At 63.9% G+C, this 21,165-nt stretch carries 17 protein-coding genes and 1 pseudogene; 10 read left to right on the forward strand and 8 right to left on the reverse strand.

The window, feature by feature from the left end; all coding sequences use genetic code 11:
• Positions 1 to 476: 476 nt before the first annotated feature.
• Positions 477 to 716, forward strand: a pseudogene (locus tag BUS06_RS38465) (alpha/beta fold hydrolase); the annotation flags it as partial.
• An 18-nt stretch (positions 717 to 734) separates the two neighbouring features.
• Here the strand turns inward: BUS06_RS38465 and BUS06_RS38470 are convergent.
• Positions 735 to 1,502, reverse strand: coding sequence for a hypothetical protein (locus BUS06_RS38470; protein ID WP_254369113.1), 768 nt, complete (start codon positions 1,500 to 1,502; stop codon positions 735 to 737).
• Between the two features lie 60 nt (positions 1,503 to 1,562).
• A complete protein-coding gene (locus BUS06_RS34785) occupies positions 1,563 to 2,483 on the reverse strand; it encodes a LysR family transcriptional regulator (RefSeq protein ID WP_074268784.1) in 921 nt (306 codons plus the stop codon).
• Between the two features lie 288 nt (positions 2,484 to 2,771).
• Between BUS06_RS34785 and BUS06_RS34790 the strand changes: the two genes are divergently transcribed.
• The 8 genes from BUS06_RS34790 to BUS06_RS34825 all read left to right on the forward strand — a co-directional run bounded on the left by BUS06_RS34790 (position 2,772) and on the right by BUS06_RS34825 (position 9,774).
• The gene (locus BUS06_RS34790; protein WP_074269491.1) at positions 2,772 to 3,425 is read left to right on the forward strand and encodes a hydrolase; all 654 of its coding nucleotides are present in this window, start codon (positions 2,772 to 2,774) and stop codon (positions 3,423 to 3,425) included.
• Between the two features lie 111 nt (positions 3,426 to 3,536).
• Complete coding sequence (locus BUS06_RS34795) at positions 3,537 to 3,827, forward strand: XapX domain-containing protein (protein WP_074268785.1); 291 nt, start codon at positions 3,537 to 3,539, stop codon at positions 3,825 to 3,827.
• On the forward strand, positions 3,824 to 5,725 hold the full coding sequence (locus BUS06_RS34800) for an amidohydrolase (protein WP_074268786.1): 1,902 nt from the start codon (positions 3,824 to 3,826) through the stop codon (positions 5,723 to 5,725). The genes BUS06_RS34795 and BUS06_RS34800 overlap by 4 nt, the downstream gene beginning before the upstream one ends.
• A gap of 1 nt (position 5,726) precedes the next feature.
• On the forward strand, positions 5,727 to 6,182 hold the full coding sequence (locus BUS06_RS34805) for a DoxX family protein (protein ID WP_074268787.1): 456 nt from the start codon (positions 5,727 to 5,729) through the stop codon (positions 6,180 to 6,182).
• Positions 6,183 to 6,197: 15 nt separating this feature from the next.
• Positions 6,198 to 7,130, forward strand: a complete 933-nt coding sequence (locus BUS06_RS34810; RefSeq protein WP_074268788.1) for a glyoxalase — start codon at positions 6,198 to 6,200, stop codon at positions 7,128 to 7,130.
• A 57-nt stretch (positions 7,131 to 7,187) separates the two neighbouring features.
• A complete protein-coding gene (locus tag BUS06_RS34815; RefSeq protein ID WP_074268789.1) occupies positions 7,188 to 7,901 on the forward strand; it encodes a YoaK family protein in 714 nt (237 codons plus the stop codon).
• Positions 7,902 to 7,915: 14 nt separating this feature from the next.
• Positions 7,916 to 9,337, forward strand: a complete 1,422-nt coding sequence (locus BUS06_RS34820) for an alginate export family protein (protein WP_074268790.1) — start codon at positions 7,916 to 7,918, stop codon at positions 9,335 to 9,337.
• Positions 9,338 to 9,531: 194 nt separating this feature from the next.
• Entirely contained in the window at positions 9,532 to 9,774 is a 243-nt protein-coding gene (locus BUS06_RS34825) for an anti-sigma factor family protein (RefSeq protein ID WP_074268791.1), read from the forward strand.
• A 59-nt stretch (positions 9,775 to 9,833) separates the two neighbouring features.
• Here BUS06_RS34825 and BUS06_RS34830 read toward each other — a convergent pair whose 3' ends face one another.
• Positions 9,834 to 10,799, reverse strand: coding sequence for a D-2-hydroxyacid dehydrogenase family protein (locus tag BUS06_RS34830; RefSeq protein ID WP_074268792.1), 966 nt, complete (start codon positions 10,797 to 10,799; stop codon positions 9,834 to 9,836).
• Between the two features lie 242 nt (positions 10,800 to 11,041).
• Here BUS06_RS34830 and tssA point away from each other — a divergent pair, with 242 nt between their 5' ends.
• Entirely contained in the window at positions 11,042 to 12,082 is a 1,041-nt protein-coding gene (gene tssA, locus BUS06_RS34835) for a type VI secretion system protein TssA (protein ID WP_074268793.1), read from the forward strand.
• 69 nt (positions 12,083 to 12,151) lie between these two features.
• Here tssA and BUS06_RS34840 read toward each other — a convergent pair whose 3' ends face one another.
• From BUS06_RS34840 to tssM, 5 genes are read right to left on the reverse strand one after another with little or no spacing between them, the layout of a single operon-like run.
• Positions 12,152 to 12,574, reverse strand: coding sequence for a hypothetical protein (locus BUS06_RS34840; RefSeq protein WP_143787704.1), 423 nt, complete (start codon positions 12,572 to 12,574; stop codon positions 12,152 to 12,154).
• Between the two features lie 11 nt (positions 12,575 to 12,585).
• Positions 12,586 to 15,483 (reverse strand): serine/threonine-protein kinase, encoded by a 2,898-nt coding sequence (locus tag BUS06_RS34845; RefSeq protein ID WP_074268794.1) that lies wholly within the window; start codon positions 15,481 to 15,483, stop codon positions 12,586 to 12,588.
• A gap of 10 nt (positions 15,484 to 15,493) precedes the next feature.
• The gene (locus tag BUS06_RS34850) at positions 15,494 to 16,213 is read right to left on the reverse strand and encodes a PP2C family protein-serine/threonine phosphatase (RefSeq protein ID WP_074268795.1); all 720 of its coding nucleotides are present in this window, start codon (positions 16,211 to 16,213) and stop codon (positions 15,494 to 15,496) included.
• Positions 16,210 to 17,583: a type VI secretion system-associated protein TagF gene (gene tagF, locus BUS06_RS34855; RefSeq protein WP_074268796.1), complete on the reverse strand. Its 1,374-nt coding sequence runs from the start codon at positions 17,581 to 17,583 to the stop codon at positions 16,210 to 16,212. Before tagF ends, BUS06_RS34850 begins: the two co-directional genes overlap by 4 nt.
• Positions 17,580 to 21,164, reverse strand: coding sequence for a type VI secretion system membrane subunit TssM (gene tssM, locus BUS06_RS34860; protein ID WP_074268797.1), 3,585 nt, complete (start codon positions 21,162 to 21,164; stop codon positions 17,580 to 17,582). Before tssM ends, tagF begins: the two co-directional genes overlap by 4 nt.
• Position 21,165: the final 1 nt, after the last annotated feature.

Genomic DNA, 21,165 nt, shown 5'->3' on the forward strand with positions numbered 1-21,165 from the left:
ATATAAAGCGCCGTAAAAACTGGGCTTTAACAATAGCCAATCAACTAGCGAATGACGTTTCCTAGCGCGAATTCTACTCCCACCCGGCCGTCGATCGCGGGGCTGAGTCCTTGTGGGGGTGCGTTCCTCCACCGACCAAGCTCATCAAAAACGCCACGCTGCGGTCTATCCCGGCTACCCGCACGGCGTGCTCACCACTCACGCCGATGTGATCACCCCGGATCTGCTTGCCTTTATCAAAGGCTATTCTCGCGACTTCCGTATATGGGGAACGACTGGAGATTCGTATCACAGAGATATGGAATCGAAACTTTACCTATTAAGCTCGTGACTTCATGATACCCGGCTGAGACATGTGGCATCACGGGGTGCTCCGTTGCGCCATCACCTTGCTTTTTTGGAGAGCATCTATGGTCGACGTCAAGAGAGAAAAGCTTGATCTGCGGGTTCGAGGAGTGGATTTGTGCATCTCGTCTATGCACAGGCAAGGTGTCGGCGAGCCGATTATCTTTCTCCACGGATTCGGCTCCACCAAAGAAGATTACGCGGACATCGCGAGACTGTCCGCGTTTGATGGACGACCGTTCATCGCCTACGATGCGCCAGGCTGCGGCGAGAGCGAATGTGGCGAACTATCGGCGATATCTGTGCCATTCCTTGTTGACACCGCTCGCGCAGTGTTGACCCGCTTTGATATCGAACGACTCCATCTGGTCGGCCTATCGTACTGCGCCTCAGCGTCTGGTCTTCGGTTTACGTTCCGGCTCGGGCGGCTGGTTCCACAGATCGGCTCCGAGGTCCCGTACAAGCGCTCTGTGCACGTGCCGCAGCCGTGCCAACGCATCGCCTGCCTGCACGGCCAGTTCCCTGCGGGGGAACCGGAGTGCGCGCGGGCAATCGTCTGCAGCCGGGCGCTCCCAATCCCATTCCAATGTGAATACCGCATCCGGCGTCGTGACCATGCGCAACGCCCACCCCTGGTCGAGATTGTCGTAGAGCGTGTCCGGCGGCGCGTCGACATCGGCCAAAAGGGCAAGCAGTTCGCCGGCGCCGCATGCCGCACCATTGAACATCTCGAGCCGCAGTTCGTGCTCGCCCTCGATGTATATGACGAGGTCAACATCGAAGCAGCCACGGTGGGCTTCACGCCACTGGCGCCATGAGGGCGCGGCCAGCAGAATGCGACGGTAATGCTCCGCGAGGGTCGCCTCCTGACCGATCGCGGTTTCGGCGCGGACGTACCCAAAATCATTCGCGAATGGCGTCAATGCGACCGGCGGAGTCTCGCGCGACCCGTCTGCCAGCATCCAGCCCGGCACGTAGTGAGGCGCCTCGAAGCAGGCATCGAGACGGAAAGGTGGCGATGGGCGGCTGGAGGGCATCCAGTCTGTCGTGTCGGCTTCGCCAAGCCTGCTGACGGTCTCGTGGGCGTCCGCTGGTGCGATTGGCGCCAGCGCGCGGGGCCACCAGCGCCGCCAGAGCTGGGCGAGAGATACGGGCATCTCAAGCCTCCAGGCGGTTGGTCGACGTCGTGGCACTCCGTTGCGACGATGATCGTGCCGTCATGTGCCGGTCACCGCCCACGGCGCAACCAACAGGCATTCGGCCAGGTAGTCCAGCAACACCGTCACGCGTGCCGGCCGCAGAATACCCGGTGGAGTCACGAGGTTCACGTTAATGTCCGCTATACGCCATTCAGGCAGAACCTCTTCCAGTTCGCCACGTTTCAGGGCATCCCAGACGATGAACTCGGGCTGCAGCGCGAGGCCGCGTCCGGCGAGAAGCGCGGGACCAATCACGTCCGCATTGTTGCTTCTGATCCTGCCGCTTACCGGCACCGCGCACTCTTCCCCCGACGCGTGACGGAAGCGCCACAGGTCCGGCGTTGGCAGGTTGGTGTAGATCAGGCAGGCATGCCGTTCCAGTTCTCGCGGATGACCAGGGCGCCCGTGATTGTCGAGATAGGCGGGCGAGGCGACCAGCGGCCGGCGCACTGCGCACAACCGCCGCGCACGTAGTGAGGAATCCTCCAGTTCTGCGATGCGGATGGCCACGTCGAGCCCGCTGGCCACCACATCGACCAGATGATCGCTGAGCGAGAGGTCGACGCCAACGTCCGGGTAGCGGTCAAGGAACGCAGGGATCAGCGGAGCCAGATATTTGAGCCCGAACGACATGGGCGCGGTAACACGCACGATGCCCTGCGGCGTGAGCGCCTGGGCGGAAGCCTCGGCTTCCACGGCTTCGCCATCGTTCAGGATGCGGATCGCGCGCTCGCGCGCCATCTCGCCGGTAGGTGTGAGCGAAAGCCGCCGCGAAGTCCGGTAAAGCAGCGCCGTTCCCAGCCGCTGTTCCAGCCGGCCAATGGCTTTCGATACGGTGGGTTGCGACATACCGAGTGCTTCCGCGGCTTTCGCAAACGAACCAGCGTCGGCGACGCGGGCAAAAATTGCCCACGCTTCAAGGTCAGGAAGAGTGTTCATGAAAGATCTGGCATAGGTTCAATTCCATTCATTCTATTTCTTGATTGGCAACGCTCAAATAGTATCAGCGCTACTGAGCACGGTGCAGACGGATCGGACCTAAGGGCGCTTCGCAACGCTTCAATGCAAGCGACACGCCTGCGTCACGGCAGCATGTTTGCGCGCCCGACAGCCAACGATGCTCAGTACGTATGGATGACCGGCTCGCCGATCTCCTGCGGGCGTGCTGCCGCGACCCGACGAGTCGCGGGCCGCTGCGTGTCCACTCCTTCCAATCGAGAGACGATGATGCCCCAAGCTCAAGCCAAACCCGGAAAGTTGCTTTTGTCCCCTTCCGACCACACGCTGATCCTCATCGACCACCAGTCGCAGATGACCTTCGCGACGAAGTCGATCGACCCGGTCGTGCTGCGCAACAACGTAGCGCTAGTGGCGAAGGCGGCGAAGGAGTTCTCCGTTTCGACGATTGTCACAACCGTTGCTGCGAAGACGTTCTCCGGTCCGATCTTCGACGAGATCCGTTCGGTGTTTCCCGGCGAGGAGTTCATCGACCGCACTTCGATGAACACCTGGGAAGACGCGCGCATCACCGACCGCGTGAATGCCATCGGCAAGTCGCGCATCGTGATTGCGGGCCTGTGGACGACCGTGTGCGTCGTCGGCCCGGCGCTGTCCGCGCTCGACCAGGGTTTCGAAGTGTACGTGATCGCTGACGCGAGCGGCGACGTCACCGACGAAGCTCACGAGCGCGCGATGCAGCGCGTGATCCAGGCAGGCGCGCGCCCGATGACCTCACTGCAGTATCTGCTCGAGTTGCAGCGCGACTGGGCTCGCAGCGAGACCTACAACCAGACCGTTGCCACCGCGATCCAGCATGGCGGCGGCTATGGACTCGGCCTGGTCTACGCGAAGACGATGTTCGGCGGCAGCGAAGGCCACTGATCCTCACACGCACCGCACGCACTATAAAAATTGCGGCCCTCGGCCCGGCGCAAGGCGCGGGCCGCCGTCCGCTTTCCGACCCAACTCCGACGAAGCGAAGTCAGCCCACCCATGAAGGTCTATCTGCTCTCCCTGGGAGCCGGCGTCCTCGTCGGCGTCATCTATAGCCTGATCAACGTGCGCTCGCCGGCACCACCGCTCATCGCACTGCTTGGCCTGCTCGGCATGCTCGGCGGCGAGCAGGTGATACCGGTCGCGAAGCGCCTCCTGTCAGGAACCACCCTGTCGGCCGCGTGGCACGACGCTCATTGCACGAGCCACGTCTTCGGCATGCTGCCGGGCCGCCAGGCTTCAGAGCAGGCGCGACGCGCGACGACCGACACTGAGGAGAACCGTTCATGACTACCTCTCACACCACTCCCGATCTCGTACTGCGCAACGCCCGCTTCACGACGCTCGATCGCGCGAAGCCGATAGCGAGCGCCATTGCAATCCGGGAGGGCAAGTTCGTTGCCGTCGGCGACGATGCCGAGGTTGTGCCGCTTGCCGGCGCGACGACTCGTGTGATCGACCTGAAGGGCCGGCTGGTTCTGCCTGGTCTCATCGACAACCACACGCACGTCGTACGCGGTGGGTTGAACTTCAACATGGAACTGCGCTGGGACGGCGTGCGCTCGCTCGCCGACGCAATGAACATGCTCAGGCGTCAGGTTGCTGTCACGCCGCCACCGCAGTGGGTGCGTGTGGTTGGCGGTTTCACCGAGCAGCAGTTCGTAGAGAAGCGACTGCCGACCATCGAGGAGTTAAACGCCGTTGCGCCGGATACGCCGGTCTTCATCCTTCACCTTTACGACCGGGCGTTGCTGAATGCGGCCGCGCTGCGCGTCGTCGGCTATACGAAGGACACGCCCGAGCCGCCGGGCGGCCAGATCATGCGCGATAGCCAGGGCACCCCGACCGGGTTGTTGCTCGCGAAGCCCAACGCGTCGATTCTCTACGCGACGCTCGCGCGAGGGCCGAAGCTGCCGTTCGACTATCAACTGAATTCGACGCGTCACTTCATGCGCGAGCTGAACCGGCTCGGCATCACGGGCGTCATCGACGCAGGCGGCGGCTTTCAGAACTACCCGGACGACTACGAGGTCGTCCAGAAGCTGGCTGACGAAGGACAGATGACCATCCGTCTCGCCTACAACCTCTTTACGCAAAAGCCCAAAGCGGAGAAGCAGGACTTCCTCGACTGGACCAGGACGTCGAAATACAAGCAGGGCGACGATTACTTCCGGCACAACGGCGCGGGAGAAATGCTTGTCTACTCCGCCGCCGACTTCGAAGACTTCCGCGAGCCGCGTCCGGACATGCCGCCCCAGATGGAGGGCGAACTCGAGGAAGTGGTGCGCGTGCTGGCCGAAAACCGCTGGCCGTGGCGCCTGCACGCCACCTACGACGAGACGATCAGCCGGGCGCTCGATGTCTTCGAGAAGGTCAACCGCGATATTCCACTGACCGGCATCAACTGGTTCTTCGATCACGCGGAGACGATCTCGGAACGTTCGATAGACCGTATCGCCGCGCTTGGTGGTGGCGTTGCTGTGCAGCACCGTATGGCCTATCAGGGCGAGTACTTCGTCGAGCGTTATGGAGCGCCAGCAGCGGAGGCCACGCCGCCGGTCGCGAAGCTGCTCGAAAAGGGCGTGAAGACTTCAGCCGGTACCGACGCGACACGAGTCGCTTCGTACAACCCCTGGGTCTCGCTTGCGTGGCTGGTGACCGGCATGACGGTAGCCGGTCTGCGTCTCTATCCGCGGCGCAACTGCCTCGATCGCGAGACGGCGCTGCGCATGTGGACCGAGAAGGTCGCCTGGTTCTCCAACGAGCAGGGCAAGAAAGGCCAGATTGCGGTCGGCCAGTTCGCCGATCTGATCGTGCCAGACCGCGACTTCTTCGCCTGCGCGGAGGACGAGATTGCGCAGACGACATCGGAACTGACGATCGTCGGCGGACGCGTGGTGTACGGCGCGGGCGAATTCGGCCCTCTCGACGACAGCGCGCCGCCGCCCGCGATGCCCGACTGGTCGCCGGTGCGTCGGTTCGGCGGCTTCGCGGCGTGGAAGGACACTGCCGGCTCGCGCAGCGAAGGTGAATCCACGTTGCAACAGGTCGCCGCCGCGGCGTGTGGTTGCTCCACTGCCTGCTCGGTGCACGGCCACAGTCACGCGCGTGCGTGGTCGGGCAATGCTCCGACCTCCGACCTGAGCGCATTCTGGGGCGCGCTCGGGTGCGCGTGCTGGGCGGTCTGACGTGAGCACCCTCAAAGCAGGCAACCCCGGCTGGGTGAGCGCGATCCTCGAATGGCGCTGGCTCCTGCCGGTGGCGCGCGCGGCGCTGGTGTCGGCGTACCTCCTCGGCGGCGTGACGAAGCTCGTGCATTTTCCCGCGGCCATCGCCGAGCAGGAACATTTCGGGCTTCGTCCGGGATGGCTCTGGGCAGCGCTTGCGATCGCCGTCGAGCTTGGCGGGTCGGTCTGCGTGATCGCGAACCGGCTAGTCTGGCTGGGCGCGGGTGGACTGGCCTGTCTGACGGCCATTGCCATGCTCGTCGCCAACGACTTCTGGAACGCGGCGGGCAACGTGCGCTTTTCGGCGACCAACAGTTTTTTCGAACACCTGGGACTGATCGCTGCCCTCATCATGGTGGCACGGCTCTCCGATCTGGATGGCCGGCGCGGCGATGCCCGCTCCCAGCAAAAACACTAAAGGAACTCCAATACCATGCCAATGATCCGTTCCCTGATCGCGACCGCTCTGGTTTCAGCCAGTGTCGCGATGTCGTTTCCCGCTACCGCGACGCCTCCGGCGAACAGCGGCGTGCTTGCTGCACTGCATCCGGCGAGGCCGTCCATTGCCGTCGGACCACAATACGATACAACGCACGTCTATGTCGCCCCCGAGGACTTCGACCGCTTCACGGACAGCCTCGTCGCAACCTTCGGCGGCCACAAGTCACAGCAAGGCGTGTTTCAGGTGACGCCCACGCCGAGCCAGACCATGTCGCAGCTTGTCTTCACACCGGTCGGCACGGTTTCGGTATTCGGCTTCAAGACGCCTGTTCCCTGGCCGTTCGGCGACGAGCGTACAGGCTATCTCGTCACCGACATGGACGCCGCGGTCAAATCCGCGAAACTCCACGGCGCCGACGTGAAGGTCGCGACGTTCCCCGACCCTATCGGCCGCGACGCGATCGTCGAATGGCCGGGCGGTGTGCACATGCAACTGTACTGGCACACGCAGGCGCCGCACTACGACCCGCTGCAGACCGTGCCGGAGAACCGCGTCTATGTGTCGCCGCAGCGTGCCGATTCGCTGATCCACAACTTCGTTGCGTTCTCGCACGGCAAGGTTGTCTCCGATGAGCGCAATGCGCCGGGCGTCGAAATCGGCCGGCCGGACGACACGTATCGGCGCGTGCGCATCGAGTCGGGCTTCGGCAAGATGACCGTGCTGGTAACGGACGGCCATCTGCCTTGGCCGTTCGGCCGGGAGACGACCGGCTACGAAGTGACTGACCTCGCCGACACGCTGAAAAAGGCCGATGCCGCGGGCGCGAAGGTACTGGTCCCGCCGTTCTCGGCCGACCAGCGCGAAGCGGCACTCGTGCAATTCCCGGGTGGCTATATCGCCGAGATTCACTCGGTGGCCCATTAACAGCAACGTGCGCCGTGGGTACTTCTTGCACGACATCCATTTAACCGGACACCGGCGATGAAACCGGAAGACAACCTACTCGCGGCGATTGCCGGCTATGTGGATACGCTCAGCTTCGTGGCCCTCTTCGGTCTGTTCACGGCGCATGTGACCGGCAACTTCGTGCTGATCGGCGCGGACGTTGCGGGTTTCGGACAGGGCGTATTCATGAAGCTGATGGCGTTCCCCGCGTTCATCGCTGGGGTGGGGTTGAGCAGCGCGCTCGTGAAGGTCGCGCGACCGCACGGAGCGAACTGCAGCGCAGCGTTGCTGTATGCCGCTCAGGCGTTACTGCTGCTGGCTTTCTGCCTCTCTGGAGTCGGCGCTGAGCCGGTTATCAGCGCAGGCAGCCTGCCGGTCGTCGCGTGCGGGATGCTGGGCGCTGCAGCGATGGGTGTACAGAATGCCCACGGACGTCTGATTGTCCGCGGCGGCGTACCGAATACCGTCATGACAGGAAACGTCACCCAGGCTGTGCTCGACGCGATCGAACTCGTTTCGTCCGAGATAGCGGCCGACGCGAAGACGGCCGTCCGCACACGCTTTGGCAAGACGCTGCAGGCAGTAGCATGTTTCGGTGTGGGCGCCATTGCCGGCGCGCTTGCATACCGGCATGTTTCGTTCTGGGCGCTGCTGTTGCCGTTTGCGTTGCTCGTCTGGCTGGCACTCGCCGCGCGCCGCCACGGGGCGGACACGGCCGATCGCGAAGCGTTGCCGGATTCGCCCCGATGATCGGGAGATTGCGTATGCGCAATGTCCCGCCGCTGTTTCGGTGTTCGCCGTACATCGTCGCGACCACGCTTGTCCTGAATGCCGGGTCATACGCGAACGCCGATGAGCCGGCGTCGGTTTGTACGGTTCCGCGGCCGTCGGTGTTGTTCAACCGGTGGCAGGAAGACTGGTCGGTTCTGGCGAATCCGTGCGTGCCGGCAAAGCCGCTGGATGGACTCAAATACATGCCCCTTGGCGGCGATCCGGATTCGTACCTGTCTCTTGGCGCGAATCTGCGGGAGCGCGTCGAGGTCAACGATGCGCCGCTTTTCGGCATCGGCGCGGGACATTCGGATACGTATCTGATTCAACGGGCTCAGGTCAGTGCCGATGCATATATAGCGCAGCATTTCCAGTTCTTTGTCCAACTGGAGGATGCGCGAGCGTTCGGCAAGGACACCGTCTCGCCGGTCGACAAGAACCCGCTGGATCTGGAGCAGGCCTTTGTCGCGTGGGTTGGGCAACTGGCAGGCGGAACGGTAAAACTTCGCCTTGGCCGTCAGGAAATGGCGTTCGACCTGCAGCGATTCATCTCCGTTCGCGATGGCCCGAACGTGCGGCAGACCTACGATGCCGTCTGGGCCGACTATGAAAACGGCAAGTGGCGCTTCATCGGCTATGCGACGCAGCCGGTGCAGAACCGCAACGTCTCGGCGTTCGACGATGTATCGAACCAGCACCTCACGTTCAGCGGCGTACGCTTCGAGCGTCAGGATGCCGGGCCGGGCGATCTCTCCGGATACTACTCGCTGTACAGCCGGAGCAATGCGCAGTTTCTCGACGCAACCGGCGATGAGCATCGGAACGTGTTCGACCTGAGATATGCGGGGAAAACCGGACGTGCCGACTGGGACGTGGAATCGATGTGGCAGACCGGCCATGTCGGCAGCAAGACGATCGGCGCATGGGCGGTCGGCTCGCTTGCCGGCTACACGCTCGATGCACCGTGGACACCGCGCCTCGGCATCCAGATCGACGCGGCATCCGGTGACCGGCATCCCAACGACGGACGAGTGGAAACGTTCAATCCGCTCTTTCCGAACGGTTACTACTTCACGCTGGCGGGTTATACGGGCTATGCGAACATCATCCACATCAAGCCATCGATTACGCTGAAGCCGTCGAGCCGTCTCGCGTTGCTGGCCGCACTCGGTTTCCAGTGGCGCGAGACGACGGGCGACGCCGTGTACCAGCAGGGTAACGCCATCGTGCCCGGTACCGCGGGGCACGGCACCCGGTGGACGGGCATGTACGCGCAGCTACGGGCAGACTGGACGATCGCTGACAACCTGATCGGCTCGGTCGAAGCGGTCCATTTCCAGGTCGGCAATTCCATCCGGAGCGTGGGCGGCAGCAATGCCGATTACTTCGGTGTCGAACTCAAATATGGCTGGTAATCCTTAATCAATCCAGTGATCTGGGAATAGAATCGACATCCCATCTGTTTACAAAGTTGTATTCGCTTCTCTGCATCTCGGTTGGCACAGTCCTGAGCCGCCTGTCGTAGGCACATCGAAGAATTGGCAAATTTTTCAGGCGAGCGGGAAGACCAGAAAACAAAAAATACCGGAAGCAAAAAGGAATCGCGTTCATGAAAACGGACGATATCCAGCTCATGGCGTATGCGGACGGCACTTTGTCGCCGCATGAGCGCGAGCAAATCAACGCCAGGATCCGCCGGTCAGTCAAGACCGCGATCCGGGTAACGCGACTGCAGGCATCCCGCCTGCCCTACAGGGAAGCGTTCGCGCATCAAAAGTTGCCATCTGTCCCGCAAAGACTGATTGAGAAAATCACGGAGATGGTGGCAGCTGCCGCAAAGACGGGCAAGTGAGGCATGGCCCCCGCACACGACGAGGGGCCCCCCGTTCGAAAACGCTGCAGTCCCTTCGCTCAAAGCTGCCGGATCGGCGCCCCGTCAATCCATGCGCGAATCGCCTCCACAATCTGCGGATAAGCCACACGATAGGTATTCTCCGTGACATAGCCAATGTGAGGCGTAGCCAGTACGTTCGGCAGAAACCGGAACGGATGCCCCCCGGCTAGCGGCTCTTCGTCGAATACATCAAGCGCGGCACCACCAATACGGCGTTCCTGCAGCGCTTCGATCAGCGCGTCTTCCGAGACGATAGGCCCGCGAGAGGTGTTCACCAGGTACGCGCCCGGCTTCATCAGTCCAAGCTCTCTCGCACCCACAAGCCCCTTTGTGCGATCGCCAAGCTTGAGGTGAATCGTAAGCACGTCCGCCTCACGAAAGAGTTCATCCTTCTCGACACGTTGCACGCCCACTTCCGCGGCCCGTTCGGAGCTCAGGTTCTGACTCCACGCAATAACCCGCATTCCGAATGCGACGCCGATGCGAGCGACGGCCTCGCCGATACGTCCAAGTCCGAGCACTCCTAGCGTTTTGCCATTTACATCCATCCCCACACGGGTCTGCCAACCACCGGCCCGCAATGACGCAGCCTCGCCGTACAGATTCCGCGTGGCGGCGAGTATCAGACTCCAGGTCAGGGCCGGGGTGGCGGCCGCATCGCCGCCTGTGGTGCCCGATACGACAATGCCGCGCGACTTCGCGGCATCGAGATCGATGGCGGCATTCCACATGCCGACGCTGACAATCAGCTTGAGACGCGGCAGACGTGCGAGGAGATTCGCGTCGAAGCGGGTCCGCTCGCGCATCAGCACGACAGCGTCAAACGGTGCGAGCCGGGCCGCAAGCGCATCCGCGTCGCTGACATGATCATGAAAGAATACGGTGTTCGCCTGGGGCTGCAGGCTCGCCCAGTCCGCGAGCGAAGGGGCGACATGCTGGTAATCGTCAAGGACGGCGACATTCAAGGCAGCGGAACCGGACATGCAGTTTGTCTCCTACACAGGTGATATTCGTGGATGCGCTCAGATGGGCAGTCTAATGCGGCTGCTGTTTTTCTGCTGGCGGGCCCTCCGGTCAGCGAGCCGTTGGAATAACCGGGTCGGCTCAAGCGTTTCCATTTCCAGAGACCCTGCGTGAAAGTCATGCGCCGATTCACCTGCGTCAGCCGAAATCCTTGACGGGTTTCACTTTCCCGCAACCCTTCCCCTAACCTCAGATCTCCACGATGCAACTCGACCTCGACCGCTTCCTGGCCCCAATCGATGACAGCGCGCCAACAGGGCAAAACCTCGAATACGACCCTGCGTTTGCGGAACTGGAGCGAATCGCCACGCCGGTTTCCGAACGCGCAATGGGCGACAGCATAAAAGCCGCCGTCGAACCCGACTGGGACAAAGTGGCCGATGCGGCCGACGCACTGCTCGCTCGCACCAAGGACCTGCGCGTCGCGCTCCATCTGAGCGCAGCGTGGACACGCAAAGCGGGACTTGATGGCTGGGCTGCGGGCCTCGGTCTGGTTCGCGGGTTGCTTGAGCGCTACTGGGACGACGTCCACCCTCAACTGGACGCCGACGACGACAACGATGCCACTGCGCGTGCCAACGCACTCATGGCCCTTGGCAATCCGCAGAGCGTGCTGGGCTACTTCCGTACCGCGACGTTCGTGCAGTCGGTGAGGCTCGGCCGTTTCTCGCTGCGAGATCTGCGCGTCGCAACCGGCATGGCAGCTGCCACACCGTCCGCGGACGGCGCATCTGCTCCCAGCCTTGTCGATCTCGAGGCGGCCTGCATGGATTGTCCGGAGGATGAGCTACCCCGTACTGCTGCGTTGCTTGCCGACGCACTGGAACATGCAGAATCGATCGATGCGCTTCTGGGCGAAAAGCTGGGAACGTCGAGCCCGGACCTGAGCCATCTGCCGGCCGACATCAGGGATCTGAAGAAATTCGTCGACGCGCAACGCACCCGGCGATTTCCCGATCAGCAAAACACCGATACTAACGGCCGCGAGCCACAGATGCCGTCAGAAGGTACAGACCCGATCGACCCGCCCCGCCCGCGAGGCATCGCAGGACCTGACGATGTCAGGCTGCGCATCGACGAAATCTGTGAGTACTACGAACGCAACGAACCCTCCAGTCCGCTGCCCATCCTGCTCAAGCGGGCCCGCCGTCTGGTAGGCAAGAATTTTGTCGAGATCATGCAGGACATCACGCCCGGCGGTCTGTCGGAACTGCAAACGCTGTCCGGTTCCGAAGTCGACTGACACGCTTGCGAGTCTTGCTTATAGCGCGCTCGACCCCGGTACTGTCCTCGCCCATACCGGTAGACCCCCTCACGTGCACGTAAGCCAATAGCACAGCAAAACACCCGAGCAGAGGGCGATCGCGCAAAGCAGTGCGGCTCTTTCAATGAGCCACGCTGCGTCGAAGGCCGTGCCCGAGCTGTTTAGCTTTCGCTCCGCTTTGCCGTTGCGCGCCTTTCCCATCTCGCCTGGCGTCGACATGTCGTAAGCCGGGACCGCGCGACGCACCGTTTCGCGCTCCGCCTGAGCAATCTCGTCACCCAGCGATTCGAGCAAGGCGCGCCGGCGGTGCCGGTATTCGTCGCGCGCAATGCGGCCCAGCCGATGATCTTCGTCGAGCGTGCGCAGTGCTTCGTTAACCTGGCGTTCGCGGACCTTCATTGCGGCCCGCGCGGCGCTCTCGACCAGGCCACGCGGGCTGTCGCCTGCCGCAACCGACCACTGTTCCATCATGCCGTTCCTCATCAGTTATCGACACCGCTGGCGGGGAGCGCAGAGCCGTCCAACGTGGAGGCAGCATCTCCACCGACATCGCCAGACGTGTCCGGGTTCTGCGTCTTGATCTGATCGAGCAACGCACGCAGGCCGCCTTGTGGCAATGTCACGCGGACGCCAAGGTCGCCCTCCAGTTGCTGCATGCCGTCCGGATCGGCAGCGGCTGCGCTTGCGTAGCGCGCGCGTAGAGTCTGGTAGTCGGGGTCCGCCATCGGCTGGCTACGGGCCGCGAGGATGCTCGCAGCCACCTGGTAGCGTTGCGCCGCGTTGCTCAGTCTGGCGTCGTCGCTGAGCGCGCCGGCACCCTGCGCCGCAGTCTTCGCGGCATCCGCGAGCAAGCCCTGCTGACACAAGGCACGTGCATTGCCAAGAAAGGCGGCGGCCACCAGTTGCCTCCCTTCTGCGCTCACGAACGGATCCGATGGCTGCAGCGTGCGCAACCGCTCGAACGCGGTCAGCGCACGTGGCCCGTCGTTAGCACTCGCGGCAAGGCGCACCGCGTCCATCAGCGAGGCCGGGTCGCCGCTCGCAATCTGCTGGTCGATCTTCTGCTGCTGCAACAGGTCCTGCATACGGTCGCGCTGTGCAGCCAGTGCCGTCGAGCGCGGTGCGTAGCGTAGCCCTGCCTGGACCAGATCGAGATATTGCTGCGCCTGGCCTGGGTCGTTCACCTTCTCCGCCGCAGTGATGATGCCGTCAACCAGCATTTCGATCGCCTGCTCGGTCTCGGGTGCGTCGTCGCCTCGCAGCGACGACATCGCACTGGTCACTGCGTCAAGCCACTCGCTGCTCGCCGCAGGCCTGGCGGCGAGTTGCGTCAGCGCGCGGCGCGCGTCGTCCACGCTCGCGCGATTCGCGTGCGCGTCCGGATGCGCGGCCGCATCCGCCACAGCGGCGTCCAGCTGCGCGTGGCGTTGCTGCAGAAGCATCGAGTCCGGGAATAGCTGCAACGCCAGCGTCATTCTCGAGCGCGCCTTGTCGAGTTGACCCAGATCGATCGACTGCCCGATCGCCGCGTCGTATTTCGACTCCAGCTGGCTGTTTTTCAGCAGTGCGCTACCCGGGTCGAGCGCGCGGATGCGCTCGAGAATTTCGGCGGCGCTGCCGGGCTGATCTTCGAACAATGCGTCGCGCTCGCTCGCCTGATCGAGGTCACCGCCCAGTCTGCCGAGCAGATCGTTGCGCTCGTCTTCGATCCGCTTACGGCGCCCGTCGAAGGTCGGTGAAAACAGCTTAAGCCGATCGCGCAGCTCGAACACGTGCCGGACGGCGCCATAGTCGAAGCGGCCAAGCGTCGGATTCCAGTATGCGTCGAGGCGCTCCAGCAAAAAGGCCTGGATAGCCTCGCTCTGGTCGAGCACCGCGCGTTCGCGTTCGTCTTCGCCGAGCGCATCGAGTGCCGTCATCATCTGATTTTCGTTCACGTAGTGCTGCGGATTCGCTGCCGCGAGGCGCTCGATCGCCGTTTCCAGTTGCCGATGACGCATCTGGGTATGCAGCATCGCCCCACCCGCCGCCAGCGCCGCAACGGCGAGCGCCGTGCCGACGTACGGCGCGAGGCGCTCGCTCGTGCTCCTGCGGCGCAGTCCGTCGATCAGCGCCTCGACACTATGCGGCCGCTCCTCGCCATGAAACGCAACTGCGTCGCACAGCGCCTTCTGCTGGCGTCGGGACAGACCGGCTACGACGGGCGGTTGCCGCCCTTCCTTCATCGCCACATCGGCGCTGTGACGATCGAACGGGTGGCTGCCGGTCAGCAATTCGAAGATCACGCAGCCGAGCGCGTAAACATCGTCGCGGACGGCAGGATGCGCGCCTTCGATCATTTCCAGACTCGCGTAGGCTGGCGTAAGCGCACCGAGCGTGCCCGCGTCGAACACCGTTTGCTCGCCCACCGCGCCGGCGCCGGACATACCCGCGCGGGCGATGCCGAAGTCGAAAACCTTGGCGACGTAATCGCGCGTCACCATCACGTTACCGGGCTTGAAATCCGAGTGCACGATGCCGCTCGCGTGGGCCCGCTGCAACGCGTGCGCCATGCCTTCGATCAACGGCCATGCCTCGTCGAACGGCATGCCCCCGGAGGCCCGTTCGCGGATCAGCGTGCGCAGATCGGTGCCGTCGATGTACTCCATCGTCATGTAGACGATCGTGCCGTCCTTGTCGAAGTCGTAGACGTGCACGATGTGGTCGTCGGCGAGCCGTTGCGCGCGGCGCGCTTCGCGTTGCAGCGCAATCAGCGCATCGGGATGGCGGCGGAACTCGTCGTTGAGCACCTTGACCGCCACGTAAGGATCGCGGTCGCGCGCTTCCACCTTGCGCTCGTCCTTCGCGAGATAGACCACACCCATGCCGCCGCGGCCCAGTTCACGCTCGAGCAGAAAGCGGCCTTTCAGCAGCATGCCGACGCTCGCGTGCTCCACGCTCTGCACCTCTGCGAGACTCTGCCAGCTGGCGCGGTTCAGGCTGCCGTCAGCGGCCGAGTTGCCTGTGCCGGTGCGACGACTGTTGGCGCTGCTCGCAGGCTTCACGACCGTCGCGTCAGCGTCCGCCCCGTGCACGGATGCGAGGGCATGCTGATGCCCGCTGCGTGCGGACTGCACCCTGGTCAGCTCGAAGTCATCGGCGTCGGATTCGGCCTCTGATCCGGCATCGGAATCGGATAGCGAACGCGCGGATGACGCAGCGTGCCCTGGCGGAGGATGCGATTCGACGTCGGCCGTCCGGTGCGTGCGCGGTGGCAACGAAGGAACGGCATGCTTCGATGCAATCAGCCGTCCATACCCGGCCTTGAGCGAATCGAACAGCGTTGCGAGCGTCGAAGTGCGTTCGCGGCATGCGGCCAGAAAGTCGTTGAAGTTGTTCATGACGAGAAGTTCACGATGCGTCGAGCCGCACGAAAACGGCCGAAATGTTGTCCCGTGCGCGTCCCGCGAGCGCGAGCGCAAACAGGCGCCTGACCTGCTCCTGCGGATCGTCCGGCGTGCAGCATGCGTTCGCCAGTTCCGCGTCGTTCAATTCCTTGTTGACGCCGTCCGTGCACAGCAGAAACTGCATCCCCGGTCGGCTGCCGGCCACGACCCAGTCGACGTAGAGCGTCTCGTCGACGCCCACCGCCCGCGTCAGCACACCCGCTCCCGCGCCGGGCGGCGCGCGGCGTCCGAAATACGTCACATCGACCGGCTGACCGTGCACGTGGTCTTGCGTGAGCAACGTGAACGCGCCGTGATCGTCGACGTAGACGCGGCTGTCGCCCACCCAGCCGCACAGCACGAACTGCGGGTCGTGCACCAGCAACGCGACCGTCGAGCCAATTACATCGACCTGTTGCTCGATGGCGGCGGCGCGCAGTTCGTCGTTGACCTGCTGCAGGCTGTCCTCGATCGCTGCGACGAACTCGTAGACGTCCCCTTCGCGTCTGAGCGAGCCGAGCCGCTCGACGATCAGCGCGCTCGCAAGGTCGCCTGCCGCGTGACCGCCCATGCCATCGGCGACCACCCACAATCCGAGGTCGTCACGCAGCAGGATCGCGTCCTCGTTGCGGCGTCGCACCTTGCCGGTCTCGGTGTGGCCAGCGGAACGGCAACGGGTCGTCATGCGCCCACTCCGATGACCGCGAGCGGCCACAGTTCGGACCGGCCGCTGAGCCCCGCGCAGACGGCCAGATGAATGCGAGCGTCTTCGTGACTGGACAAGCCAAGCGCTTCGGCAAGACAGGTGCGCGGGAGTTGAACCAGCTCACGGGTGACGAGCAGCAACAGACGATCGCCATGCTCCAGCACGATGTGCGCCTCGTCGCAATCCGGTTCACCTGCCGCGCCGATGCCGGGCATGTCGATCCATGTGTCGCCGAACAGCAGATCGTCGAATTCGCCGCCCGCGCCTGCTGCCCGTTCGACAAACAGCGGATGCACCTGACCGTGCCGCCAGAGCCACGCGGATGCCGCGCCGAAGCGCAGCAGGCGCACCGCAGCACCCTCGAAGCGGGCGATCAGCGCGGCGCCGTTTTCCGGTGTCTCCTCGCGCGACGCCTCGTCATGCACGCGCAATTGCGCGTGCAACTCCATGAGCGCCGATCGCAGGCGTTCGAGATCCCCCTCGACCGTACGCGCGGCTTCGCGGATGCGGTATGCAGCGAGACGACCCGGCATATCGGGACCATCGTCAGCGCACAGCACCAGCATGCGGCCGTCATCGAGACTCGGCATCGCGGGTTGCATATCCACGGCAACATCGACGTCATGGACCGGTTGCAGACCCCGCTCGCTTCCGGAATCAGGAATGCTTAACGGGGCAGTCTCGCCGGGCTGCTCCGCACGGTGCTCCAGCAGAGTCGCATAACTGCGCGGCAAGCCACGCGTCGCGAGCAGAGTGCCCGCGCTCGCAGTCCACCACAGGCACCACGGACCCGGGCGCAAGCTCAACTGCGTCCACGTTTGCGCCAGCATGATCCCCGTAGCCGCACCGGCAGGCGGCGTCATCATCCATTGCCCACTGTCCCAAGGCAGCGCCCGCCAGATTGCGCCAATACCCGCCTCGTATGTCGAAGGGCCGGCCAACGCGGCGACCCGCGCATCGAAGGTCTCGACGCTCACAGCGTCGTAGAGCGCGCCGCGATAGACACGCTCGAGTGCATCGAACCACGCATCGTTACTGAGGATCGCGGTGACATCGCCGCTACAGGGCGCCGCGAGCACGAGCGGAAACGCGCGACCGAGCCGGTCCACCGCCGGCCCGACGAGTCCGCACCACGCGCCCTGGCCACACACCTGTGCAGGCAATATGAAGCGCCACGCCGCACCTTGCTTCCAGGCCAGCGTCCACTGGTCACCCAGTTCGCGCCGCCCGGTTTCGACAGCGCGCTGGAAATGCCGGTCCCAGTCATCGATGAAAGCCGGGGCCAGCCGTCGCTGGACAAAATCGCCTGCCCCCGGCAGCTTGCCGTAAAAGCCGACGCCGCCCGTCATCGCGGACACCTGAATTCCCGTACCTCGCCGTTGAGGAACGGGTTCTCGAGGCTCGCCGGCTGGATCGGCAGTTTCACCGTGTGCCCGTCGAAATCAAAACTGGCGAGATAGCGCAGATCGCCCTGCTTCTGCAGATGCGCAGCATCGAGCGCATGGAAAAAGGCCCAATCGCCGTCGTACTTCAACGGTGCACCGACCGGCTGGCCAGATGTATCGAACGCCGTCACGACCACGTGCCCGGGCTGCGGACCGGGCCAGGTCATCGTCATGCTGGCCGTACCGTTGGCGGAGTAGTCGTACTTCTGCCCGTCGATCTCGATCGAAAGCTTCGCGATGGACGGATCCAGTTGCGGCGCGAGCAGCGTGAAGCCAACCGCAAGCTGTGCACCGTTGCGGAAATAGATCTGGCGGATCGCGTCAGCAGCCTGCGCTTCACTCAGCACCGAAGCGGGACCCGCCGGCACGCCGGGTTTCCAGCGCCATGCCCGCCCGCTCGTATCGACGAATTTCGCCAGCGTCGATTTGAAGAAGCCGTCGAAGCGGCCGCCATTGCCGAACAGATCGGTGAAATTCTGCAACGGAATGTCCGAGGCGCCGTTCGCCGCGAACGGATAGCGCCCGTCCACCATGCGCGTGCAGTCGTTGCCGGCCGCTGCGCGGAACTGATCGGCGAGCGCCGCACTGTTGCCGCTCGCAACAAGCGACGCGCTCTTCGTCGCCACACCCGATACCAGCGAGGCGACCTGCGGTGGCAGCTCGCCCGTCTCCTGGCGCGCTGCGAGGACCGCGGGGTTGTTCTGCGTGGCGGGGTCGCTCAGATCGGACATCGATAGCAAGCTCTTGCTCAACTGGTCGAGCACGCCGATCGTGTGGTCGAGCGGTGTCGAACCGGGCGTACCCGCGCTCAACTGGTTCAGCTGCGCGAAGTGCGCCTCGATGGCGGCGCCCGGCCGGGTGCCGCTTGTCCCGCTCGCCGTGTCCACGCCGTTCGCCGCGGCAGCAGCCGTGCCATTGGGCAGCGTGGCGCCAGCGCCGCGCAACTCGCTGCCGAGGCGCGTATTGAGCGCCCTTCGCGCCGCGAGGTTCTCGCCCACCGTCTTCGCCTGCGAAGCGGCTGCGGCCTCGGCTGCGCCCGATGCGGCCTCATCATGCGCCGGACTTCGCAGCATGTCGCTGGTGTTATCGCGCACCAGCTGCAGCAACGCCTTCAGCGGCGAACCCGGACCAGACAGTTTCGCGGCCACGGCACTTGCGCTCTGGATATCGCTGACCGGTTGCAGTTGCAGGTCGTCAAGCAAGGCATCCCATGCCTTGATGTAGTCCTGCTCGTACAACGCCAGCACCTGCTGGGCATAACGCGAGCGCGCCAGCGGCTCGACGCGGCCCGCATTGAATACCCAGTAGTCCTTGACGAAGCGATCTACCGACTGGTCGATCCCGCCGTTCACTTCGGCCGCGAAATACGGCTGAGTGAAAAGCGCCGGAAACGGCTGCGATAGCGGCGCACCGCTCTTGCGGCGAAACACATTGCCGAGCAATCCGAGCGTCTGATCGAGCCGCACTGGCGGCACGCCGGAACGCGCGGCGTCGAGCTGGACACTGCCGTACACGAGGGTCGCCAGATCGGCGGTCTTGAGCGTCGCACGCGCCTGATCGATCAGTGCACTATCGAGCGTCAACGCGCGCGGCTTCTGCGAATCGTCGACCAATGCCGAGAAGTGCCGGTCGAGTGCGCTCTGGATCGCGGGGTCCTGCGGGAACAGACGCCGCCATTCGATGCTCGCAAGCGCCGCAAGCTCGCCCGGATCCAGATGCTGTGGCTGACCCAGCATCAGATAGCCCTTCAGATAGTCGTAAAGCGACTGCGGGTCGTTGGCGCTGGCACTGAGACCTTCGCGGAACCGGACGCCGACACCCGGCAGCAGCGTGCCGTTCAGCTCGCGCAGATACGCACTGTGAACCTGCGCATACAATGCATGCCCTTCGAACAGACCGAAGCGCATCAGCAGCGGAACGTGCCCCTGGTACTGACCCGCGACGTCCTGCGTGTCTGCAATGACCTCGAGACGGCCGAGCGCACGGGCAAACCAGGCCTTCAGATCCGGCGCGCCAGCAAGGCTATTGCCGGGCGGCAGGTCCTTCAGCTGATCCTGCACCTCGTCGACGTAGAGGCGGTTGCGTTCGTAGCTGGTCGCGAAGCCTGTCACCAGCAGCGCGGTCAGCAACGCGATGCCGGCATAAATGGCCGCCTGCATCGCGATCTTCTGCCGCTCCAGCCGCGGATTGGTGCCGGCGAGGCCCGACTCGCGAAACAGCACATCCTTGAGCAGCCGTTCGACGAAGAAAGTGCGGCGCTGCGTCGAGCGGCCCTGCACGCGGCCAGCGTCCACGCCGAAGGTACGTGCGACGGCGCTCAGCATGCGGTCGATCGGCGCGCCCTCCTGGGTGCCCGAAGTCAGGTACGCGCCGCGCAGCAGCGGCGTCGCGCCGTATTGAGAATTCCCGAATGCGCCTTCGACGAATTGCCTGGCAATCTCGCGAAACGCGCCGAGCTGCTGCGGAAAACTGAGCACAGCGGCGCGGCGGCTACGGTCGCGCTGGGCGTGCAGACGCTCGATCACGCGTGTGTTCAACTGCTCCAGCAACAGGTCGAATTCGCCCGTAAAGCGTGTGCTGGCGGTGCCGTCGAAACTCGAATCGACCGGGAAGGTCATGCCCCAGACCTGGCGGCGCAGGTCCGGTCCGAGATCGTCGAAGAACTCCCCAAATCCCGCAACGAGGTCACACTTGGTGAACACCAGATACACCGGAAACGCCACCTTCAGATGCTCCGACAACTCGTCGAGACGGCGTCGTACCGCGCGGATGTGCTGTTGGCGCGCGTCGTCGTCGAGTGTCAACAGATCCGATACGCTCATCGTCACGATCACGCCGTTCAGCGGCCGGCGCTTGCGATATCGGCGTAACAGTCCGAGGAACGACTGCCATGCCGAGCCGTCGGCGAGCGCATCGGAATCCTGAGTTGTGTAACGGCCAGCCGTATCGAGAAACACTGCTTCATCGGTGAACCACCAGTCGCAGTTGCGCGTGCCGCCAATACCGCGGATCGCATCCTTGCCAAAGCGTTCGGCGAGGGGGAAGTCCAGTCCGGAATTCTGCAGGAGGGTGCTCTTACCCGAACCAGGCGGCCCGATCACGACATACCATGGCAACGCGTACAGGTTGCCGCCATTGCGCCGTGTTTTGCGCAAGGTATCGACCGCCTCGCGAAAGCGCTGCTGCAGTTGCGTGCTCTCGGCGAAATTGCGCTCGTCAGCAGCAGACGATGCGTTCTGTCCGGCAAGTTCGCCCGGTAGTTGCGCAGTCTTGCGCTGCATCCGCCACTGCATCACCTGCATGCACAACAGCCAGATCAGCACGAGCGCAAGGATCAGGGCGACGCGCGATGCGGCGCTCGCGAGCGGCTGCCGGTCGCCGATGCCGAGATACGGACCAGCCAGCCAGATCAGTGCTGCGATCAGCAACATGCCGGCTGCGATCGCAAACCATCGGGACGTCGCCCAGGTTTTTAGCGAATTCATG

Origin of the sequence: Paraburkholderia phenazinium, assembly GCF_900141745.1 — a bacterium.
Classification (GTDB): Bacteria; Pseudomonadota; Gammaproteobacteria; order Burkholderiales; family Burkholderiaceae; genus Paraburkholderia; species Paraburkholderia phenazinium_B.

What these genes read in the sequence shown, in the direction of transcription:
- BUS06_RS38470 (WP_254369113.1), bottom strand. Translation starts at nt 1,502, where the DNA reads ATGCCCGTATCTCTCGCCCAGCTCTGGCGGCGCTGGTGGCCCCGCGCG.
- BUS06_RS34785 (WP_074268784.1), bottom strand. Translation starts at nt 2,483, where the DNA reads ATGAACACTCTTCCTGACCTTGAAGCGTGGGCAATTTTTGCCCGCGTC.
- BUS06_RS34790 (WP_074269491.1), top strand. Translation starts at nt 2,772, where the DNA reads ATGCCCCAAGCTCAAGCCAAACCCGGAAAGTTGCTTTTGTCCCCTTCC.
- BUS06_RS34795 (WP_074268785.1), top strand. Translation starts at nt 3,537, where the DNA reads ATGAAGGTCTATCTGCTCTCCCTGGGAGCCGGCGTCCTCGTCGGCGTC.
- BUS06_RS34800 (WP_074268786.1), top strand. Translation starts at nt 3,824, where the DNA reads ATGACTACCTCTCACACCACTCCCGATCTCGTACTGCGCAACGCCCGC.
- BUS06_RS34810 (WP_074268788.1), top strand. Translation starts at nt 6,198, where the DNA reads ATGCCAATGATCCGTTCCCTGATCGCGACCGCTCTGGTTTCAGCCAGT.
- BUS06_RS34815 (WP_074268789.1), top strand. Translation starts at nt 7,188, where the DNA reads ATGAAACCGGAAGACAACCTACTCGCGGCGATTGCCGGCTATGTGGAT.
- BUS06_RS34820 (WP_074268790.1), top strand. Translation starts at nt 7,916, where the DNA reads ATGCGCAATGTCCCGCCGCTGTTTCGGTGTTCGCCGTACATCGTCGCG.
- BUS06_RS34825 (WP_074268791.1), top strand. Translation starts at nt 9,532, where the DNA reads ATGAAAACGGACGATATCCAGCTCATGGCGTATGCGGACGGCACTTTG.
- BUS06_RS34830 (WP_074268792.1), bottom strand. Translation starts at nt 10,799, where the DNA reads ATGTCCGGTTCCGCTGCCTTGAATGTCGCCGTCCTTGACGATTACCAG.
- tssA (WP_074268793.1), top strand. Translation starts at nt 11,042, where the DNA reads ATGCAACTCGACCTCGACCGCTTCCTGGCCCCAATCGATGACAGCGCG.
- BUS06_RS34840 (WP_143787704.1), bottom strand. Translation starts at nt 12,574, where the DNA reads ATGATGGAACAGTGGTCGGTTGCGGCAGGCGACAGCCCGCGTGGCCTG.
- BUS06_RS34845 (WP_074268794.1), bottom strand. Translation starts at nt 15,483, where the DNA reads ATGAACAACTTCAACGACTTTCTGGCCGCATGCCGCGAACGCACTTCG.
- BUS06_RS34850 (WP_074268795.1), bottom strand. Translation starts at nt 16,213, where the DNA reads ATGACGACCCGTTGCCGTTCCGCTGGCCACACCGAGACCGGCAAGGTG.
- tagF (WP_074268796.1), bottom strand. Translation starts at nt 17,583, where the DNA reads ATGACGGGCGGCGTCGGCTTTTACGGCAAGCTGCCGGGGGCAGGCGAT.
- tssM (WP_074268797.1), bottom strand. Translation starts at nt 21,164, where the DNA reads ATGAATTCGCTAAAAACCTGGGCGACGTCCCGATGGTTTGCGATCGCA.